Below are 1,983 nucleotides of genomic sequence, written 5' to 3'. Positions count from 1 at the left end.
CCCGGGTTCGACGTAATTCAGCGGCCTGGAGGATCGAATACGGGGTCTGACCTGGGCGGACATGCCTGTGGCCCCCTGGAGGGCGTTTCTCTAGGCGGTCGCGTTTCGGCTGGTCAGCGGGTTGCGGGCTGGAGCGCGAGGACCTGCTTCGGGGCGGGGATCCCCAGCTTCGCGAGCAGGTCTCGCTGGGGCTTCGTTAGGACGGTGACCTGCTGGAACGTTCCGGTGGGGCCGGTGAACGTGCCGAGATGGAGCCGGTCGAGCTCGCGTCGGATGTGGGGCCAGGTGTTGCCGGTGGTGGTCTCGGTGATCCGGATCAGCAGGAGGGCGAGCCAGCACAGGATGACGTGGGCTCTGATGCGTTCTTCGAGCCGGTGGTAGACGGGCCGCAGGTCGATGATCTGCTTCATGTCGCGCCAGCCGCGCTCGACTTCGAGCAGTTGCTTGTAGCCCAGGGCGATGTCCTCGGCGCTCAGTTGGGGGTCGCTGCAGCGCAGGAGGTACTTCCCGTCGAGGTTCTCCTCCGCCTTGATCTTCGCCTGGTCGATGCGGAGCTTGCCGGCCGCGGTGGCGCGCAGGTAGCGGTTCAGGCCGGGCTTGTCGGCGATCCGCCCGCGTAGTTCGCCCCGCTTGAAGTCGCTGAGCTTGTCGGTGTCGACGATCAAGTCGGTCAGCTGGGCGACGAGTTGTTCGCGCATGTGCCGGTCGCGTTCGGCCGCTTCGGGGTTGTGGCAGATCACGAACCGGTCGGTGTCGGATATCCGCACCTCTTTGACGCGCATGTTCTCGCCGACGTCCTGGTAGCGGCCCTGCCGGGAGAGGGCGGCCTGCACCTCGGGGCTTCCGGAGCGGAGCTTCTCGCCGATGATGTAGGCGTGGTCGCCCTTGCGTAGGTAGCGGCGGTTCTCGGCGGAGGAGAAGCCGCGGTCGGCCACCCACACGATCTTGGAGAGAGTCCAGTCCCGCATCTCGTCCTTGACCTGGCGGATCAGGGTCTGGTCGGAGGCGTTGCCCGGCCAGCACCAGCAGCGGACCGGGATGCCGTCCCTGGTGACGGCCATACCGATGACGATCTGCGGCAGGTCGTCGCGGGAGTCCTTCGACTTGCCGTAGGTCCGGAACCCGACCTGCTTCGCGTCGCCGCCGGTGTCGTCGGCGTCCAGGCGGCGGCCCGTCTCGTCCCGGGCGACGGGCTCGTCGGGCTCCTCCAGCTCGAAGTAGGTGCTGGTGGTGTCGAAGAACAGCAGGTCCACCTCCAGGTTCAGCAGGTTCGCGACCTCGTCGAAGACCTGCTTCTCCAGGTCGCCGGTCACCTCGTGCAACCAGTCCATCGCCCGGTAGCAGGTCTGTTCGCCGGTCTCGGACAGGCCGTTGATGTGCACGTCGTTCGTGATCCAGTCCGCCGCTGCGAGCTTCGAGGACGGGGCCAGCGCGCGGTTGGCGACCAGGGCGAACAGCACCCGTTCGGTGGTGGTCATGTCCCGGCGGCGGCCCCGCTTGGGCTGCCCGACCCGGGCCACGATCTGGTCGATCCGCAGCCGGCGCCACAGCTGGTCGAGCGCGTAGGCACCGCCGAACGGCACCGAGGAGACGAACTCCAGGTCCGATTCCGTGGTCGCGGCCAGCGCGTCGCCCGGCTCCAGCAGCTTCGATAGAGACGCGACCAGGCGCCTGACCGCGTCGCGGTCCAGGTCGTCCTCGCGGCCGAAGGTGAACAGCACCTTGGGCACCGCCCGCCCCTTCACCGGATCCCACTCGTTGTGGGCCAGGTGCAGGTACCGGACCGTGCCGGACTTGTTCTCCCGTTTCGTCGTCTTCACGTACACGGCTCCAGACAATAGGCCGAAGCCGCAGGCCAGCGCAGGCGAATCAGGAAAATCGCGTCTCTAGGCATTCTTGGGCGTCCACGCCCATCGCAGCCTGGTGACCTGCGCGTTCACCCCCGCAGGACCTCTAGAACCCGCGAATTACGTCGAACCCGGG

The 1,983-nt window shown here is 67.4% G+C and carries 1 protein-coding gene; it reads right to left on the bottom strand.

What is annotated here, in order from left to right; genetic code table 11:
• Window positions 1-113: 113 nt before the first annotated feature.
• Window positions 114-1,826 carry an IS1634 family transposase gene (locus tag MXD57_RS31200; protein WP_441350702.1) on the bottom strand — a complete coding sequence of 571 codons (1,713 nt, stop codon included), beginning with the start codon at window positions 1,824-1,826 and terminating at the stop codon, window positions 114-116.
• Window positions 1,827-1,983: the final 157 nt, after the last annotated feature.

The sequence above is a fragment of the Streptomyces cellostaticus genome (genome assembly GCF_023630175.1).
GTDB lineage: Bacteria > Actinomycetota > Actinomycetes > Streptomycetales > Streptomycetaceae > Streptomyces > Streptomyces cellostaticus_A.
Note: the sequence above shows the minus strand (reverse complement) of the source record. Positions and strands in the feature narration are given on the sequence as shown.